Source organism: Paraburkholderia sp. Clong3 (assembly GCF_050436485.1).
Classification (GTDB): domain Bacteria; phylum Pseudomonadota; class Gammaproteobacteria; order Burkholderiales; family Burkholderiaceae; genus Paraburkholderia; species Paraburkholderia tuberum.
The window spans coordinates 907,549-923,274 of the sequence record NZ_JBNDMH010000003.1; the positions used below are offsets into that span (position 1 = coordinate 907,549).

14 protein-coding genes and 4 pseudogenes are annotated in these 15,726 nt (G+C 61.7%); 11 read left to right on the forward strand and 7 right to left on the reverse strand.

The features are described from left to right. Positions 1-205: 205 nt before the first annotated feature. The 4 genes from OKW30_RS27575 (at position 206) to OKW30_RS27590 (ending at position 3,198) form a co-directional block, all read left to right on the forward strand. On the forward strand, positions 206-652 hold the full coding sequence (locus OKW30_RS27575) for a hypothetical protein (RefSeq protein ID WP_429348167.1): 447 nt from the start codon (positions 206-208) through the stop codon (positions 650-652). Between the two features lie 433 nt (positions 653-1,085). Further along, positions 1,086-2,273 carry an ATP-binding protein gene (locus OKW30_RS27580; protein ID WP_429348168.1) on the forward strand — a complete coding sequence of 396 codons (1,188 nt, stop codon included), beginning with the start codon at positions 1,086-1,088 and terminating at the stop codon, positions 2,271-2,273. Then, entirely contained in the window at positions 2,261-2,716 is a 456-nt protein-coding gene (locus OKW30_RS27585) for a response regulator (protein ID WP_429348169.1), read from the forward strand. Before OKW30_RS27580 ends, OKW30_RS27585 begins: the two co-directional genes overlap by 13 nt. After that, complete coding sequence (locus OKW30_RS27590; RefSeq protein ID WP_429348170.1) at positions 2,716-3,198, forward strand: response regulator; 483 nt, start codon at positions 2,716-2,718, stop codon at positions 3,196-3,198. Before OKW30_RS27585 ends, OKW30_RS27590 begins: the two co-directional genes overlap by 1 nt. Here OKW30_RS27590 and OKW30_RS27595 read toward each other — a convergent pair. Genes OKW30_RS27595 through istA form a run of 3 tightly spaced genes read right to left on the reverse strand, consistent with a single transcriptional unit; the run spans position 3,111 to position 5,582 of the window. Beyond that, positions 3,111-3,332, reverse strand: coding sequence for a hypothetical protein (locus OKW30_RS27595; protein WP_429345678.1), 222 nt, complete (start codon positions 3,330-3,332; stop codon positions 3,111-3,113). The genes OKW30_RS27590 and OKW30_RS27595 overlap by 88 nt on opposite strands. Then, positions 3,329-4,093, reverse strand: a complete 765-nt coding sequence (gene istB, locus OKW30_RS27600; protein ID WP_429345679.1) for an IS21-like element helper ATPase IstB — start codon at positions 4,091-4,093, stop codon at positions 3,329-3,331. Before istB ends, OKW30_RS27595 begins: the two co-directional genes overlap by 4 nt. Continuing rightward, positions 4,080-5,582 (reverse strand): IS21 family transposase, encoded by a 1,503-nt coding sequence (gene istA / locus OKW30_RS27605; RefSeq protein WP_429345680.1) that lies wholly within the window; start codon positions 5,580-5,582, stop codon positions 4,080-4,082. The genes istB and istA overlap by 14 nt, the downstream gene beginning before the upstream one ends. A 66-nt stretch (positions 5,583-5,648) precedes the next feature. On the opposite strand from istA, the gene OKW30_RS27610 reads away from it, so the two are divergent. The 4 genes and pseudogenes from OKW30_RS27610 to OKW30_RS27625 form a co-directional block, all read left to right on the forward strand. After that, positions 5,649-5,792 carry a hypothetical protein gene (locus OKW30_RS27610; RefSeq protein WP_176133875.1) on the forward strand — a complete coding sequence of 48 codons (144 nt, stop codon included), beginning with the start codon at positions 5,649-5,651 and terminating at the stop codon, positions 5,790-5,792. Continuing rightward, on the forward strand, positions 5,792-5,917 hold the full coding sequence (locus OKW30_RS27615; RefSeq protein WP_256211476.1) for a hypothetical protein: 126 nt from the start codon (positions 5,792-5,794) through the stop codon (positions 5,915-5,917). The genes OKW30_RS27610 and OKW30_RS27615 overlap by 1 nt, the downstream gene beginning before the upstream one ends. Before the next feature lie 531 nt (positions 5,918-6,448). Then, entirely contained in the window at positions 6,449-8,017 is a 1,569-nt protein-coding gene (locus OKW30_RS27620; RefSeq protein WP_429348171.1) for a PAS domain-containing sensor histidine kinase, read from the forward strand. Positions 8,018-8,185: 168 nt separating this feature from the next. Continuing rightward, positions 8,186-8,455, forward strand: a pseudogene (locus OKW30_RS27625) (transposase); the annotation flags it as partial. 230 nt (positions 8,456-8,685) lie between these two features. Here OKW30_RS27625 and poxB read toward each other — a convergent pair. Then, a complete protein-coding gene (gene poxB / locus OKW30_RS27630) occupies positions 8,686-10,407 on the reverse strand; it encodes a ubiquinone-dependent pyruvate dehydrogenase (RefSeq protein ID WP_429348172.1) in 1,722 nt (573 codons plus the stop codon). 562 nt (positions 10,408-10,969) lie between these two features. Continuing rightward, a pseudogene (locus OKW30_RS27635) lies at positions 10,970-11,659 on the reverse strand (alpha/beta fold hydrolase); the annotation flags it as partial. A gap of 144 nt (positions 11,660-11,803) precedes the next feature. Here OKW30_RS27635 and OKW30_RS27640 point away from each other — a divergent pair. Beyond that, on the forward strand, positions 11,804-12,751 hold the full coding sequence (locus OKW30_RS27640) for a GlxA family transcriptional regulator (RefSeq protein WP_429348173.1): 948 nt from the start codon (positions 11,804-11,806) through the stop codon (positions 12,749-12,751). A 29-nt stretch (positions 12,752-12,780) separates the two neighbouring features. Here OKW30_RS27640 and OKW30_RS27645 read toward each other — a convergent pair. Next, positions 12,781-12,969 (reverse strand): annotated as a pseudogene (locus OKW30_RS27645) (PLP-dependent aminotransferase family protein); the annotation flags it as partial. Between OKW30_RS27645 and OKW30_RS27650 the strand changes: the two are divergent. Then, positions 12,934-13,419, forward strand: a pseudogene (locus tag OKW30_RS27650) (sodium:solute symporter family transporter); the annotation flags it as partial. The pseudogenes OKW30_RS27645 and OKW30_RS27650 sit on opposite strands and share 36 nt — an antisense overlap. Before the next feature lie 150 nt (positions 13,420-13,569). After that, positions 13,570-14,754 carry a thiolase family protein gene (locus OKW30_RS27655; RefSeq protein ID WP_429348174.1) on the forward strand — a complete coding sequence of 395 codons (1,185 nt, stop codon included), beginning with the start codon at positions 13,570-13,572 and terminating at the stop codon, positions 14,752-14,754. A gap of 129 nt (positions 14,755-14,883) precedes the next feature. On the opposite strand, the gene OKW30_RS27660 is transcribed toward OKW30_RS27655, so the two are convergent. After that, positions 14,884-15,402: a glutathione binding-like protein gene (locus tag OKW30_RS27660; RefSeq protein WP_429348175.1), complete on the reverse strand. Its 519-nt coding sequence runs from the start codon at positions 15,400-15,402 to the stop codon at positions 14,884-14,886. Between the last annotated feature and the right edge of the window lie 324 nt (positions 15,403-15,726).

Sequence of the window (15,726 nt, forward strand, 5' to 3'; positions counted from 1 at the left end):
GATTGCCTGCCACGAATGCGATCTGCTATTTCGCAAACCTACGCGTCTGAAAGGGCAGGTTGCCAGCTGTTCGCGCTGCGGTGCGAGCCTGAAAGGGATGCATGGCACCGGGCTGCTACACGCACACGCGGACGGCGAAAATCCGCGAGACTACAGGCTGGCTCGTGTTTTGCCTGTCGACCCTCGCGGTTCGGGCAAGTTCACCATGGCAATCCGTCTTCTAAAAGTATTCGTCATGCTGCTGGTGTCAGGCGCAGGCTTCTGCCCAGTCGCGGCGCACGCGTACGCGCTTGATGGGCAATTCGACTGCAGGGCGAGTCCACACGCGTTTATCGGGCAGCTCATCAACAACCAGTACATCGACCCGAATCCGATGCACGTTGAGGCGAATTCGGTCAACGCGTTTCGCCCAGCGCAAGGCAGCGACATAACGGCCTTCGGCTTTCGTGTCTACGCCGTGCTTGGGTACGAGCAGGACGACGGGACGTTCAAGAAGGGCCGCGGCAATGCGTTCGCGGGCCCGCTGTACGGCGCTGTGCTGTCCGCTCCCAGCGACGCGGTCGAATCGCGCGTGCGCGATGCTGGCAGCAACGCTACCGTGCGCGTGGTGATTCCGTTGTTGCTGACCGCGGTGGTCTGCAGCCCGTCTTGACGTGCGACGTCCGTACCCCCAGGGTGCAAGGCTTCCTGCCTGCCACGCCTCTTCGGCGCCGAAGTCAGGCTGGGAGCCTGCCAATGAGCGCTTCTCCAGAGAGCCGAATGGGGACCTCCGACCCATTGAACCCGGCATCCCATCTGCGGCAGCTATTGAACCCCTGACCTGCCGTTCGCCGATTTGCTCACCCAAGTTTGTCAAGCGGTGTTGATCGGTTTAACGGAAGACTTCTGGCGGTCTATTGGACAGACGAATCGTTGGTGGACTACACCCGCACCATCGCGATGATCGAGGCGGACAAACGGGCACAAGCATGAGCCGGCTCGCCAACGCATCCGCGTTGGGGCGTCCCCGCCTGCTCAACGATCGGAACTGGGACGACTATAATTTTTAGTTCAGGGGATCCGCACCATTGGCAACGAGGCGAAGCTTGGCGCACTTGCACCTGGACTTGCAAAGTCGCTCACCGATTCTGCGCTACGGCTTATCCGTCGTCTGCGTTGGGGCTGCACTTGGGCTGGCGCTCGTGTTCCGGTTTTTCGGGATCCACGACATCTACGGGTCCCCTTTTAACTTCGCCATCGGGGTTGCTTGCTGGTACGGAGGGGTAGGACCTTCCGTGCTGGCAGTCGTGCTATCGGCGGCATCCTACGATTATTTTCTTTCTGCGCCGCTGTACACCCTCGGTCTTCAAAGCAAAGATTTTCCGCGTTTTTTAGTTTTCACGGCATGGGGCTTGATCTTTGCCGGTTTCGTCGCTGCTCGACGGCGAATCGAAACTGAGCTTCGTCACACCAGCGATCGCCTTCAGGCCGAATTGCAACAGAGTCAGCATAAAGAAAGCGAGATTCACAGGCTCAATCAGGAAGTCACCGCGCGGGCCGAGCAGCTTGAAACGAGTAACAAGGAACTGCAATCCTTCGCCTATTCCGTCTCGCACGATCTACGCGCGCCACTTCGCCATGTGATCGGATACTCCGAGCTACTACAAAAACAGGCGGCTTCTTCGCTCGATGATAAAAGTCGTCGCTACATACAAACGATTGTCGACGCGGCAAAAAGAATGAGTAACCTGATCGACGATTTGCTGGCCTTTTCCAGGGTCGGACAGGTGGAAACCACAAAGACGCCGGTGAGCCTCGATCAGCTCGTCAAGGAGGTCGTCGCGGAGATCGGGCAAGAAACGAGCGGGCGAGACATTGTATGGACAATCAACGCTCTTCCGGTCTGCTACGGGGATCGTCCCATGCTCCGACTGGTTATCGCCAACCTCGTCGCCAATGCGGTCAAATTCACACGCATGCGAACGCGGGCCGAAATCGAGATTGGTTGCGTGGACCCGAATAAAGACGTGGTGGAGGTGTTTGTGAAAGATAATGGTGCAGGCTTTGACATGCGGTATGCGCATAAACTGTTCGGCGTTTTTCAACGTCTGCATCTCCCGGAGCAGTTTGAAGGTACCGGCATCGGACTGGCTATCGTTCAACGCATCATCGTCCGCCACGGAGGCAAGGTCCGTGCAGAGGGGGGGGTGGATCAGGGCGCTACTTTCTATTTCTCAGTGCCTAAGGCACACGGTGCAACGGCAAAGACTCCGAGGACACCATGGACCAACTAGGACGTATTCTGCTCGTCGAGGATGACCCGAGAGACGTCGAACTCACTCTGGCCGCGCTGTCAGACTGTAACTTGGCAAACGAGGTAGTGGTTGCCAGAGACGGACAGCAAGCCTTGGATTACCTCTATTGCAGGGAGGAATTTGTCGATCGCTACGACGAGAACCCTTCAGTCATGTTACTGGATCTGAAACTCCCCAAGGTAGATGGCTTGGAAGTCCTGGACACAGTGAAGTCGGACGAACGTTTGAAGCTCATTCCCGTGGTGGTGCTCACATCGTCGCACGAAGAGAAAGATATGATGCGAAGCTATAAACTCGGGGTAAACGCGTACGTAGTAAAACCGATCGACTTTCATGAATTTATAAATGCCATCAAGGAGCTAGGCGTATTCTGGGCACTGGTCAATGAGCCGCCACCAGGCAGCATGAGGAAGGGGCAATAATGTCGGGGCTTCGCATTGTGTTGCTGGAAGATAACGCGAATGACGCCGAACTCATTCAAGAGCTCCTTCAAGCCGATCATCTCTGCTGCGAAATCGTTCGCGTGCAATCGCGTGCGGAGTTCGAGGCCGCGTTGAAAGCCGTTGGAATCGACCTGATTCTCGCGGATTACAAACTTCCGGCGTTCGACGGCCTCTCGGCATTGGAGGTCACTCTGCGCGAACGTCCCGAGGTGCCCTTTATCCTGGTTTCCGGCACGCTTGGCGAAGAACTGGCGGTAGAGGCGCTAAATGTTGACGGCGGCGTAAATCCGCACATAAATGGCGGCACAAGGTTCACCAGGACCGTCAACAATGAAGCGCCGTTGACGGCCTCGGTCGGGGTGGCCGGTCCCAATCAGAATGGATCGCCGATGTCGTTGAGATTGGGATCCTCGGGAGGGGAATGCTGTTCGTGCAGCAGGTCATGCAGGGCGAGGTCATAGTGCATGCAGATCCGGGCACGCAGATCCCCGATGAGTTCGACGACGGCGAGCGCCTGTTCCGGCGACCAGTTGTCCGGTATCAGGAAGTCGAGCCCACGGGTGATGCCCGAAGGCAGGTGTGCCAGGCGCTTCATGATTTCTTCTCCGCACGCGCGCTACTGCGTCTGCTGGCGCGTTGCTCGGCCCTCTCGCGCGCTTCCTTGACCCGGTAGGACTCGCCCTCGATGGCAATGACTTCGGCGCGATGGACCAGCCGGTCAACGAGCGAGACGACACAGGCGGCGTTCGGGAACACCTCGTGCCATTCGGAGAACGGTCTGTTGGTTGTGACCACGGTACTTGCCGATCCGTACCTGCGGCTGACCAGTTCGAACAGCAGATCGGCGTGGCGGTTTGAGTACGAGAGGTAACCGACCTCATCAATCACCAGGACGTCAGGGGATGCATAGCGGCGCAGGCGTCGACGCAGCGCCGAATCGCTGTCCAGTGCGGCCAGTTCGCCGAGCATCTGACCGGCGGTAGTGAACAGCGCGGTGTGACCGTGCACGAGCGCCTGATAGGCGAGATTGAGCGCGAGGGTTGACTTGCCGACACCATTCGGGCCGATCAACACGACGTTGGCGGTATCCCTGACGAACCCGAGCGACATCAACTCTTCAACGGCAAGCCGGTCGCAGCGCGTGGGCCAGCTCCAGTCGAAGTCGCACAGCGGCTTGAAGTTGCCCAGGCGGGCATCGCGGATACGTCGCTCCAGTGATCGGCGGGCGCGCTCATCCTCTTCCCACTGCAACAGCGGCGCGACCCACTGTTCGGCGGCCACATCGGTCCAATGCGCGAGCAGTCCGTACAGACGCAGGGCGTTCGCGCGCCCATGAAGGTTCTCAGGCGTGTTCATCGGCGCCTCCCGCAAGCTGGTCGTAGATGTCGAGCCGGTGTGGTGTCACCAGCGTGTCCTTGTTGCGCACGTGTTCGGGCAGGATGAGGGTGACTGGCGGCGGGGCCTGCCGTGCCTCGCGCCGGCGCTCAAGCGCCAGACGTACCGGATTGGGATGAGGCGCCGCGTCGCTGGCAAGGGTTTCCTCGATCGCGGCCTGCAGTTCGGCCGGGCCATAGCGGTCGAGCAGTCGCAGCAGGTGCGTGGTGATATTGCCCAGATTGCCGCCACGCTCAGCGGCGTGCAGCATCAGGGTCCGGCTGGCCGGCGCAGCCCGGGCCAGATGATCAAGACCGCGATGGTGACGGGCCTCGTGCTTCCTTGCGACGAGCGCATCGATGTGTGCGGCAATCTCGATCTGCGCGCCGCGATCGTAACTGCGTTCATGGGTGGCGAGCAGATCGGCGCCGTCGAGAATGCGTACGCGCCGGGGATCAGCTCGTACCGTGAGCGTGCGTCGCACATGGGTATACGGGATCGTATAGTCGTTCAGGTCGAAGCGCACGTAGGGCGTCTTGCCGACCTTCACGGCGAGAAGCAGCTCACACGGGTACGGATTCTCCGGCAACGTGAGCAGGCTGGGCTGTTCGCGCCCGAAGGCCTCGCGCACGGTGATCATGGGTTCTTCGCGGCAGGGCCGCTCAGCAGCGGGTCCCGCGCACCAGATTGCCGCCTGGGCGTTGAGATCGTCGAGGTCCGTGAATCTGCGAGCGGCAAAGAAGCTCTCGCGTACAAAGCGGATTGCCCGTTCAACGCGCCCCTTCTCGTTGCCCCGTGCGACAGCCACCGGACGAGGCTCATAACGATGATGCGCGGCGAACGCGAGCAATGTCGGGTGGAAGCGGATCGCATCGCCCTGACGCTCAAGCACGGCGCTACGCAGGTTATCGTAAAGCAGAACCCTGGGGACCCCGGACCATGCTTCGAAGGCGCCGGCATGTCCTGCCAGGAAACTGTCCATACGGGCATCGAGGAAGAAGCGCAGATAGATCTGCCGTGACCACGACAGCACCATCACGAAGGCCATCAGCGGTCGTCGTGCCCGACCGATCTGCAGGTGACCGAAGCTGGCCCAATCGACCTGCGCCTGTTCCCCGGGCAGCGTGCGCAGGCGCAGGTAAGCCTCAGGTACCGGGCGTGGCCGGTGCAGCGAGATCAGGTGCCGGAAGTGGTGGTGACTGCCCCGGTAGCCGCGCTCATACACCATCGCATACAGGCGACTGGCCGTGAGCGAGGGAAACTTCTTTAGCGTCTCGTGGATGAACGGCAGGTAAGCATCGATCTGTGAGGCTCGCTGCACGGCGCCAATCCTGGGCAGGCCGGCCTGGGCCAGCACGCGCTGGACGGTGCCGCGGTGCACGCGCAACTGGCGCGCGATGGTGCCGCAACGCCACTTCTCCACGTGGTAATAGCGCAGGATCTGCGCCTCGAGTTCAGCTCCAATGGTCATGGGTCGTTTCCTGTTCTGTCAGTAGTAGTACGAACATCACGGAAGACCCGACGGCGCAGTGGCCCGATGCGTACAAGGCCCGAACAGATGCGGCGACAGAAGCAGCAAGGCGTCGATCCGGGCGCGGCGACAGTGGATGTCGATGCGGTGGCCGTCGTCGTCGAAGTCAGTGGCAGTAGAGCATTGGCGACGGGTGTCGGGGAACGCTGATGCGTCACTTTATTGAGGCGCTGACGATAGCGACGCATCCGTTCGGCATGTGCAAAGCGGCCACGACGACTGAGTTGATAGCGTTGGCCAGCCTCGCGCAGGCGGGCGCGGCGCGAGGCCTGTGAGCAGTCGCCACCGCAGTAAATCTGGCCGCGATCGCAACGGCGGCACACGACGACCTGCGCCCGGCAGCGGGCGCACAGAAAGAGGCGGCCAGTGGCCGGCATCGGCAGTCCCCGTCAATGCCGAAGCGGAATCGACGAGGCGGATCAGCCGTGCCATACTGGCCCGGCACCCGTACCCCGTTGTGCGCGTGTGGGGCTCGACACTGGAATGAACTTGGCGGTTAGGACCGGTGTCGGGCCTGTTTCTTCGGCGGTCAGTTGTAGTCGTTCTTCTACCGCATCCCGATTCCCGCGTCATCCCCCTGCCGAACCGAACATCCCCGGTGCGTCTGCGCTCGCCCTACGGGCTCCCTCCGACGCACCCGAATGTGAGCCTCATGAAACGTCCCAGAGTCGCCGGGCTGAACAGCAATCGCGTCGCCCGGCTGTCCGACGCCGCCATCCAATGTCGGATTCCGACCGCCATTCACACTAAAGAGTGGCGCTACCGATTTTGTTCTGAAGACGCGGCTGTCGAGGCTCGTGCCCGCAGTGCGGCGCGCGCTGCGCGAAGCAGGTGAGCGAGCCGAACGCAAGAACGTCGAGCAGGCGCTACACCGGAGCGAGATGTATCTGGCGGAAGCCCAACGACTGAGCCACACAGGGAGTTTTGGCTGGTACCTATCGAGCGGCGAGATCTATTGGTCAGATGAGACTTATCGAATATTCGAGCTCGACGCTGCCATCAAGCCCACCGTGCAGGCCATCATCGACCGGACGCATCCAGACGATCGTGTCCGTCTGCAGCAAATCATTGACCGCGCCGCAAGCGAAAGGAAGGCATTTACGGTCGAGCATCGTCTGCTGATGGCTGATGCTTCTATCAAGTATGTTCGAGCTGTGGCGCATGGCGTGAGCGGCTGTGGTCCGGATCGCTTCCGTTTCGTGGGCGCGGTAATGGATATCACCGAGCGCAAACGCACCGAACAAACACTGCTCGAACGCGAGTCGAAGATCCGGCGCCTCGTGGATGCCAACATCATCGGGATCATCGTCTGGAATTTCGATGGTGAGATTCTCGAGGCCAATGACGCATTTCTGCGCATCGTGGGATACGAGCGTGAAGATATAGGCTTAGGTCGCGTAGGCTGGAGGGATCTGACGCCGCAGGAATGGCTCCCGCGCAGCGAACGGGCCCTGGTGGAGGCCGGGCAGACGGGGCGCGCCCAGCCTTACGAGAAGGAGTACATCAGGAGGGACGGTAGCCGTGTGCCCGTTATGGTCGGTTTGGCCACGTTTGACGCAAGCGGGACGGAAGGTGTGGCATTCGTCGTGGATCTGACCGAGCGCAAGCGTGCCGAAACCGAAGCCCACGAGAGCGATCGGCGTTACCAGGAGGTGCAAAGGGAGCTGGCGCACGCGAATCGTGTCGCAACCATGGGCCAACTCACGGCCTCGATCGCTCATGAAGTCAACCAGCCGATCGCCGCGACGGTCACCAACGCCCAGGCGGCGCTGCGATGGCTCGCCGGCCAGCCTCCCGAAGTCGAGAAGGCCCGGCAGGCGCTCGGCCGGATCGTCGACGACGGTAACCGAGCGGGGAACGTAATCGGCCGCATCCATGAACTGATCAGGAAGACGCCGCCACGGAAGGAACCGGTGGACATCAACGAGGCAATCCGCGAGGTGATTGAGCTCACCCGTGGCGAAGCGTGGAAGCACGGCGCCTCGGTGCAGACGCATCTCGCGGACCGGTTACCGCTAGTTGAAGGAGATCGAGTCCAGTTGCAACAAGTCCTCCTTAACTTGCTCATCAACGCGATGGAGGTGATGAGCGGTGTCAGCGATGGCGTGCGGGAATTGCTCATCAGCACGGCAAGAGCCGACTCGGGCTGTGTACTCGTGACGGTGCTCGATTCGGGGCCTGGCTTTGCCGCGGACAGTGCCGAGCGCCTTTTCGCTCCTTTCTACACCACCAAGCCGACCGGTTTGGGGATGGGGCTGCCGATCTGCCGTTCGATCGTCGAGGCACACGGCGGCCGATTGTGGGCAAGCGCGAACGTGCCGCACGGCGCGATCTTTCAATTCACGGTGCCCGCCCATCCAGACGCTTCATCGTAACTGCGAGCAGCACGAGAACTTCCTCGCGCTGCTGTCCGTCCGTTGGCCAAGGCAGAGATGCTATGTGGGACTACCCAAGCCAGACCCGTGTAGGGCAACGCTAATTAAGTCCACCGAACCGGTACGTCAGGCGTCAGAGATCGGATCGAACGAGGAAGGCGAAACAGGATGAAGCAGCAGACGCTGGCGATGGCAGCCGATCAAGGAACGGGTTTCGAGACGCACCGCAAACGCACGCGGCGCGACGAGTTTCTCGACACCATGAACGCGATCGTGCCATGGGCGCAACTGTGCGCGGTGATCGAGCCGCATTATCCGAAGCGCGGCAATGGCCTCCCGCCTATTGGTCTTGAGCGCATGCTGCGGATCCACTTCGTGCAGCAATGGTTCAATCTGGCCGACTTCGCCTGTGAAGAGGCGCTGTACGGCAGCGCCAGCCGCCGCGTGCTGCCGGATGAGTCAGGTTCATGTCGATCGTGAAGAGACCCTCGCTAGCTGATGCCGCGAGGCCGTTGGTCCCGCGTCGGCTGCCATTCGCGCGATCGAGGAAGGGACCAAAACTGGCCTATTCTGTTGAATCGCCGCGCAGCGCCTTCGACCTGCCCGTAAAAACGGTCGACCACTCTGATCGGTCATCTCCGCGGCGTGCTTTCTGCGATGCGCGTGCACTAGCGCAAGTTCGTTTTGGCAAGCTCGATGATTTCATCGCCTCGCCCGCTGAGGATCGCGCGCAGCATGAACAGGCTAAACCCCTTCGCATGCGCGAGCTCGACCTTGGGCGGCATCGCAAGTTCGTACTTCGATGTCACCACATCGACGAGCGCCGGCCCCGAATGTGAAAAAGCCGCTTTCAGCGCGTCCGGAAGACTTTCCGACTCCTCAACCCTGATACTGAAAATCTCGGCGCCTTTCGCAATCGCCGCAAAATCGGTCTTGCTCAGATCCACGTTGGTATCCACGAATCCGGCAGCCTTCAACTCCATCGAAACGAAGCCAAGCAGACTGTTGTTGAACACGACAACCTTGATCGGCAGATCCAATTGTCGCGCCGATAGAAGATCGCCGAGTAGCATCGACAATCCGCCGTCTCCGGAAAGCGAGACGACCTGGCGCCCGGGATTCGCGCCCTGCGCGCCGAGCGCCTGCGGCATGGCATTCGCCATCGATCCGTGATTGAACGAGCCATGCAACTGCCGCTTGCCGTTCATCGTCAGATAGCGGGCCGCCCAGAGTGTCGGCGTGCCGACATCCGCGGTAAAAATGGCATCTTCGTCGGCCGCTTCGTCGATGAGCCTGGTCAGGTATTGCGGATGAATTGGCCTGCCTGGAGCGGACGCGACAGCGAGGTCGTCCAGCCCTTTTCTTGCCGAAGCGTAGTGCTTGCGCGCGTTCTCGAGAAACCCACGATCGGTCTTTCTGGGCAAACGCGGCAGTACTGCCTTGATCGTATCCTTGACCGTTCCCACCAGTCCAAGTGCAAGCGGCGCACGATGGCCGAGTTGCGAGCCCTTCCAATCGATCTGGACAACCTTTGCGTTGCTCGGATAAAACGGGCGATACGGAAAATCCGTGCCCAACATGAGCAGCGTGTCGCATGATTGCATCGCGTGATAGCCCGAGCTGAAACCAATCAGGCCCGTCATGCCCACGTCGAAAGGATTGTCCCATTCGACAAACTGCTTGCCGCGCAAAGCGTGAACCACGGGCGCAGCCAGCGTGTCCGCCAATGCTACGACTTCGTCATGGGCGCCTTGCGTGCCGCTGCCGCAGAGCAACGTCACAGCCGCGGACGTGTTGAGAAGATCCGCCAGTCGGTCGAGGTCGTTATCTGCCGGAACGATGGACGGCGGAGCCGATTCGGTCCAACTCGCGGTTTCCACGGGCCCATCGCTCAACGCTACGTCGCCCGGTAACACGATGACGGCGACTCCGCGCTGCTCGACGGCAGTGTGCATTGCGCGCGCGAGGACGCGAGGAAACTGCTGCGCGTTCGACACCAACTCGGCGAAATAGCTGCATTCCCTGAACAACTCCTGAGGATGTGTCTCCTGAAAGTAGCCGAGGCCGATTTCCGTCGACGGAATATGCGCTGCAATCGCGAGCACGGGCTGGTGATTGCGATGACAGTCGAACAGTCCATTAATCAGGTGAAGATTGCCCGGACCGCAGCTGCCCGCGCACACGGCGAGCCGCCCTGTCGATGCAGCATCGGCACCGGCCGCAAAAGCGGCACTCTCCTCATGACGTGTGTGCATCCAGCGGATCGAGCCGAGTCGGCTCAGGCTAAACGCCAGTCCATTCAGACTGTCGCCCGTCACGCCCCAGATGCGCTCGACCGCTGCGGCCTCGAGCGTTTTTGCCAGATATTCAGCGATCGTCTGCTTTGCCATGGTCAACTCCTCACTGAAAAAGGAATGCCGGCACCCGCCAAGCCGGGCTGTGGCCAGCCGTAACGTGCAAGAAGGCGGTTAGCGGCGCGTCGGAATGCAGTTCCATCGGTTCGTGCGACTCGCGGCGCTACCGCCGAGGCTCAAACGCCTGCCTCACACATGCTCGGGCCACGCAGGCACCAGCTCGCCGCTCAACTGATACCTTAGTGCATATCAGGCATGTCGGCACTTCGAAAGGAGGCGGGCGAAAATCATGCGGGCTGCGGTTGGATTGCCCCGCGCGCTTGACGCCGACAACGACCAGGAAGCGGTGCAGATCTGCTTGCCCTGCACGACTCACCCGCCACGCAGCGCGCCCTGGGAGCCATTGGCTTCATGCGGTGGCGAAATGGAGCGTGGCTGCGGCTTTATCCGGCGGTAGACATCCTTGCGGCGAATGGGCTTTGCTTGTTCATGCTCGCTCGGCGTCGCCGGGTGCAAGTCCCTGGGAAAATGAGTTCGATCGAGTGCATGTTCGTGCGCCGCATACTGAGGTGCGCGAACATGCACATTGGCTTCGACGCTAGTAGCGCGCCACTTCGATTATCGCCTCCGCAAACGCCTGCGGTGCTTCTTGCGGCAAATTGTGACCGATCCCGCTTCCGATCGTACGTTGCGTGTATCTGCCGACGAATTTCTTCGCATACGACGCGGGATCCGGATGAGGGGCGCCGTTCGCGTCGCCTTCCAGCGCGATCGTCGGCACATTGATGACAGGCGCTGCCGCGAGACGCTTCTCCAGCGCCTCGTATTGGGGCTCCCCATTCGACAGACCTAGACACCAACGGTAATTGTCGATCACGACGGCAACGTGGTCCGGGTTGTCGAACGCGCTCGCCGAGCGCTCGAACGTTGCATTGTCGAAGCTCCATTTCGGCGACGCGAGTTGCCAGATCAGCTTCGCAAAGTCATTCCGGTTCGCTTCATAGCCTTTCCTGCCGCGCTCGGTGGCGAAGTAGAACTGATACCACCACGCGAGCTCCGCCTTCGGCGCCAACGGCTGGGTGCCGACGCCCTGGCTGCCGATCAGATACCCGCTCACCGACACCAGCGCCGTGCACCGTTGCGGCCACAGCGCCGCGACGATATTTGCCGTGCGCGCTCCCCAGTCGAAGCCGCCGAGAATCGCGTGCTGGATCTTTAACGCGTCCATCAGCGCGATGACGTCGACAGCGAGCACCGACTGCTGAGCGTTGCGGATCGTCGCGGACGAACCGCTGGTGCGGAAGGATCGTCGAGGGCCGCTTATTCGCGTTCAATCAAATCCGCGCATCCATAGCGCATTTATATGGGCGGCCGCCGAGATCGCAAAGGACGTAGAAACTACGGTTTCAGGACACCACTCAAAGGAATCGCCGTGCCGTCAGTCGCGTTCGTCGTGTTCGACGGGTTTCACGCCATGTCGCTCGCCGCGCAGCCGGTGTTTTCGTTTGCCAATCAGAAATTCGGTGAATCGTTCTACGAAGTACTCACGCTGTCGGAACATGGCGCGCCGGTCAGACCGATCGGTGGTCCCACGGTGATGACCGAACCCTTCGAAGAGCGAACGTTCGACACGGTCCTTTTCACGGGCGGCGATCCGGGCGCGGCGCGGCCGTCCCATGGGCTGCTCGCCTACGCACGTCACAGCGCGGCGACGGCCCGGCGCGTCGCCGCTATTTGCACGGGCGCCTTCGTGCTGGCCGAAGCGGGCCTTCTCGACGGCAAGCGCGCCACCACGCACTGGGTCTATGCGTCCGCGCTGCGGAAGCAGTTTCCGCGCATCCGTGTGGAGGAAGACCGGATTTACGCGGTCGACGGTTCGATTTGGACGTCGGCGGGCATGACGGCGGGAATCGATCTCGCGTTGGCGCTGGTCGAGGCCGATCTGGGGGTGGACGTTGCGAGATCGGTCGCGCAAACGCTCGTCGTTTCTCATCGACGCGCCGGTGGTCAGTCCCAGCATTCGGCGTTGCTGGAACTCGATGCGAAATCGGATCGCATTCAGTCCGCGCTGACGTACGCGCGGAAGAATCTCGCGCAACCGCTGCTGGTGGAACAACTGGCCGAAGTGGCGCGGCTCAGCCCGCGTCAGTTCAGCCGCGCGTTCCGGGCGGAGACGGGGCAATCGCCCGCCAAGGCCGTCGAGAGACTGCGTCTCGAAGCCGCGCGACTCATGCTGGAAAGGAGCCGCCATACGGTCGAACAGATCGCCCAGCAGACCGGATTTTCCGACCCGCGCCGCATGCGCGATGCGTTCACTCGAGCGTTTGGACAACCGCCACAGGCGATACGTCGCAATGCGCGCTGGGCCGCGCCGGGATGATGGGGGCGGCCCAGCGCAGTCTTCGATCGGTAGGTCTGGTCGGCAATGACCCGCGCGACCGTTTGCAGCGACTGCTCGAGCGTCGTCAAGCTGACCGAGCCGAGCGCGAGCCGGATCGCGTGCGGTACGTGCGCCGACGCGGCGAACGGATGCGCGGTCGAAACGGCGATCTTCTCGCGCCGCAGGGCCATGGCGATCGCGTCCGCGCGCACTTCCCGATCGCCGGCCGTTTGCGCGCGGCAACGTTGATGCTGAGCGTCGTCGCGATCGGATTCGGCATTCTCTTCGAGCATGTCAACGTGGCGTTTCTCGTCGGTCTGGTCGCCGCGGTCGCGGCCAGCGCGGATTTTCCGGTGCTGGTATCGTCTATTTTCTGGCGCGGCATGACGACTCGCGGTGCTGTCGTGGGCGGCGGCCTCGGACTCGTGTCCGCGGTGTTTCTGACGCTGTTTTCCAGGTCGGTATGGGTCGACGTGCTGCATCAGGCGCATGCGCTCGTGCCGCTCGACAACCCGGCGGTGATTTCAGTGCCGCTTGCGTTCGCGGGCATATGGATCTTCTCGATGCTGGATCGCGGCGCGGGCGCCCAGCGGGAGCGCGAAGCTTTCGCCATGCAGGAGTTCTATGGCCAGACGGGTCTCTTGCCCATGAAGGCGGTCGATCATTGATCGTGGATCGGTGCTCGTGAAATCGACAGGACGCGACGACTTCCTCATCGGCGGCGGAGTCGGCTGGCTCGCCGCGAATTTCGACTACCGAAACTCCACTTGCCTCCGACGGAGGCACATCCGTGCAGCACATCATTCAAAGGAATAGCGATGAATACCCGTGAAGTTGTCATTGCCCATGCCGTTCGCACGCCGATCGGCGCATTCGGCGGATCGTTGAAGGACGTCCCCGCAACTGCACTCGGCGCGCTCGCTGTGAGGGAAACGTTGCGGCGCGCCGCGCTCGATCCGAAAGCGCTGTCGTCCGTTGTAATGGGCAACGTCGTCCAGGCCGGCAACAGGATGAATCCGGCACGACAGGCCGCCATCGGCGGCGGCGTGCCCGTATCGGTACCCGCGCTCACCGTCAACCGTGTCTGCGGCTCGGGCGCGCAGGCGATCGTCTCGGCGGCTCAGGAAATCGCGCTTGGCTACGGTGAGGTGGCGGTTGCCGGCGGCATGGAAAGCATGGAGCGCGCGCCGTATCTGCTGGACACGGCACGGTGGGGCAGCCGCATGGGTAATGCGCAAATGCACGACAGCATGCTACGCGATGGTCTTGTAGATGCATTCTCGGGTGAGCACTCGGGCTGGCACACGGAAGATCTGGTGACGAAAGCCGACCTGACGCGGCGTGCCCAGGACGAGTGGGCGGCGCGTTCGCAGCAGCGGTTCGCGGCTGCGCAGGAACGCGGCGCATTCGATGCCGAACTCGTCGCCGTCGAAATAGAAGGGCGCAAGGGCAGCATCCAGTTCACGCGCGACGAGCAGCCGCGTCCGGAAACGACCGTGGAAACGCTGGCAAAGCTGCGTCCCGCGTTCCGTCCCGATGGCACGATCACGGCGGGCAATGCGCCCGGCCTGAACAGCGGTGCGGCGGCAATGGTCGTGGCCGAGCGCAGTTATGCCGACGCCAGGGGCATCGAACCGAGTGCGCGTCTTGCGGCTTTCGGCATCGCCGCCGTCGAGCCCGGCATGTTCGGTCTCGGTCCCGTGCCGGCCGTGCATATCGCGTTGGAGCGAGCGGGCTGGAAGCTCACCGATGTCGAACGCATCGAGATCAACGAGGCATTCGCCGCCGTGCCACTCGCGGTTGCCCAGCAGCTCGGACTCGCGCACGACATCGTCAATGTCGAAGGCGGCGCGATCGCGCACGGTCATCCGATCGGAGCAACGGGCGCGGTCCTGACCACGCGTCTGGTCCATTCGATGCGCCGCGACGGCCTGAAGCGCGGCATCGTCACGCTGTGCATCGGCGGCGGTCAGGGTATCGCGCTCGCGCTGGAGATGCTGTAACGGCGGTCTGAGATTGCGCGGGAGTGGCGAGTTAGAGGGGGCAAAAGGGACATTCGGTTAGCGGACTGCGGTCCAGGAACACAACCGGCAAGACTGCAGGTGGCGCTGCACTCATGCAGCGCTCACCGCTCAACTTCCGTCAAGCTTGATCTCGAAGCCCCGTCTCACCGCGGGGCGCTCGAACAAGGCCTCGTACCATCGCTTCACGTTCGGGTAGTCGGCAAGATCGACTTTGTGCCGCTCGTGTCGCCACGCCCAGCCGAGGATCGCGAGGTCCGCGACAGAAAGCTCGCCGGCAACGTACACATGGTTTGCGAGCCTTTTGTCCAGCACCGAATAGAGCCGGCGCGTTTCATCGGAGAAGCGCTTCAGTCCATAGCGTTTGTCGACTTCTGAAGCGAGCGCGGCGAAGTGATGCACCTGCCCGGGCATCGGACCGAATCCACCCATCTGCCACATCAGCCATTCAATCGCCGGCACCCGGTCGCGCAGGCTTGCCGGGAGGAATTTGCCGGTCTTCTCTCCAAGATAGAGCAGGACCGCGCCAGACTCGAATACGCTGATGGGCCGCCCGTCCGGGCCCTGTGGATCGACGATGACGGGAATCCTGTTGTTCGGGCTGATGGCGGTTTTAAGGTCGAAGCGCAACGGCGTTCTGAATGTTACGCCAAGGTCTGTAAGCAGTGCGCGACCCCACGCCCAACCCACGCCGGATTCGCGAACGCAGATACGGTGGATAGAGGTCTGCGTCGCGGTCCCACTCCATAATGGTTCGAGAGTAGGGTCCCCATGACGAAAAAAATCCAGAGATTTGGCAAAAAATCCCACAATTTTAGGAAACCGACGACTTCGTCGCCAGGCAGCGGCGCGACGTCATGGGCCGATTGCATTTCGTCAAGGAAAATCATACTTTGCCTGGACGGATTGGCTAAGATGTCGGAGGTTCGCGCGCGCTCCGGATGACGACAAAGC

Coding starts and splice junctions, on each gene's coding strand:
- OKW30_RS27575 (WP_429348167.1), top strand. CDS start 206: ATGGCAATCCGTCTTCTAAAAGTATTCGTCATGCTGCTGGTGTCAGGC.
- OKW30_RS27585 (WP_429348169.1), top strand. CDS start 2,261: ATGGACCAACTAGGACGTATTCTGCTCGTCGAGGATGACCCGAGAGAC.
- OKW30_RS27590 (WP_429348170.1), top strand. CDS start 2,716: ATGTCGGGGCTTCGCATTGTGTTGCTGGAAGATAACGCGAATGACGCC.
- OKW30_RS27595 (WP_429345678.1), bottom strand. CDS start 3,332: ATGAAGCGCCTGGCACACCTGCCTTCGGGCATCACCCGTGGGCTCGAC.
- istB (WP_429345679.1), bottom strand. CDS start 4,093: ATGAACACGCCTGAGAACCTTCATGGGCGCGCGAACGCCCTGCGTCTG.
- istA (WP_429345680.1), bottom strand. CDS start 5,582: ATGACCATTGGAGCTGAACTCGAGGCGCAGATCCTGCGCTATTACCAC.
- OKW30_RS27610 (WP_176133875.1), top strand. CDS start 5,649: ATGCGTACAAGGCCCGAACAGATGCGGCGACAGAAGCAGCAAGGCGTC.
- OKW30_RS27615 (WP_256211476.1), top strand. CDS start 5,792: ATGCGTCACTTTATTGAGGCGCTGACGATAGCGACGCATCCGTTCGGC.
- poxB (WP_429348172.1), bottom strand. CDS start 10,407: ATGGCAAAGCAGACGATCGCTGAATATCTGGCAAAAACGCTCGAGGCC.
- OKW30_RS27655 (WP_429348174.1), top strand. CDS start 13,570: ATGAATACCCGTGAAGTTGTCATTGCCCATGCCGTTCGCACGCCGATC.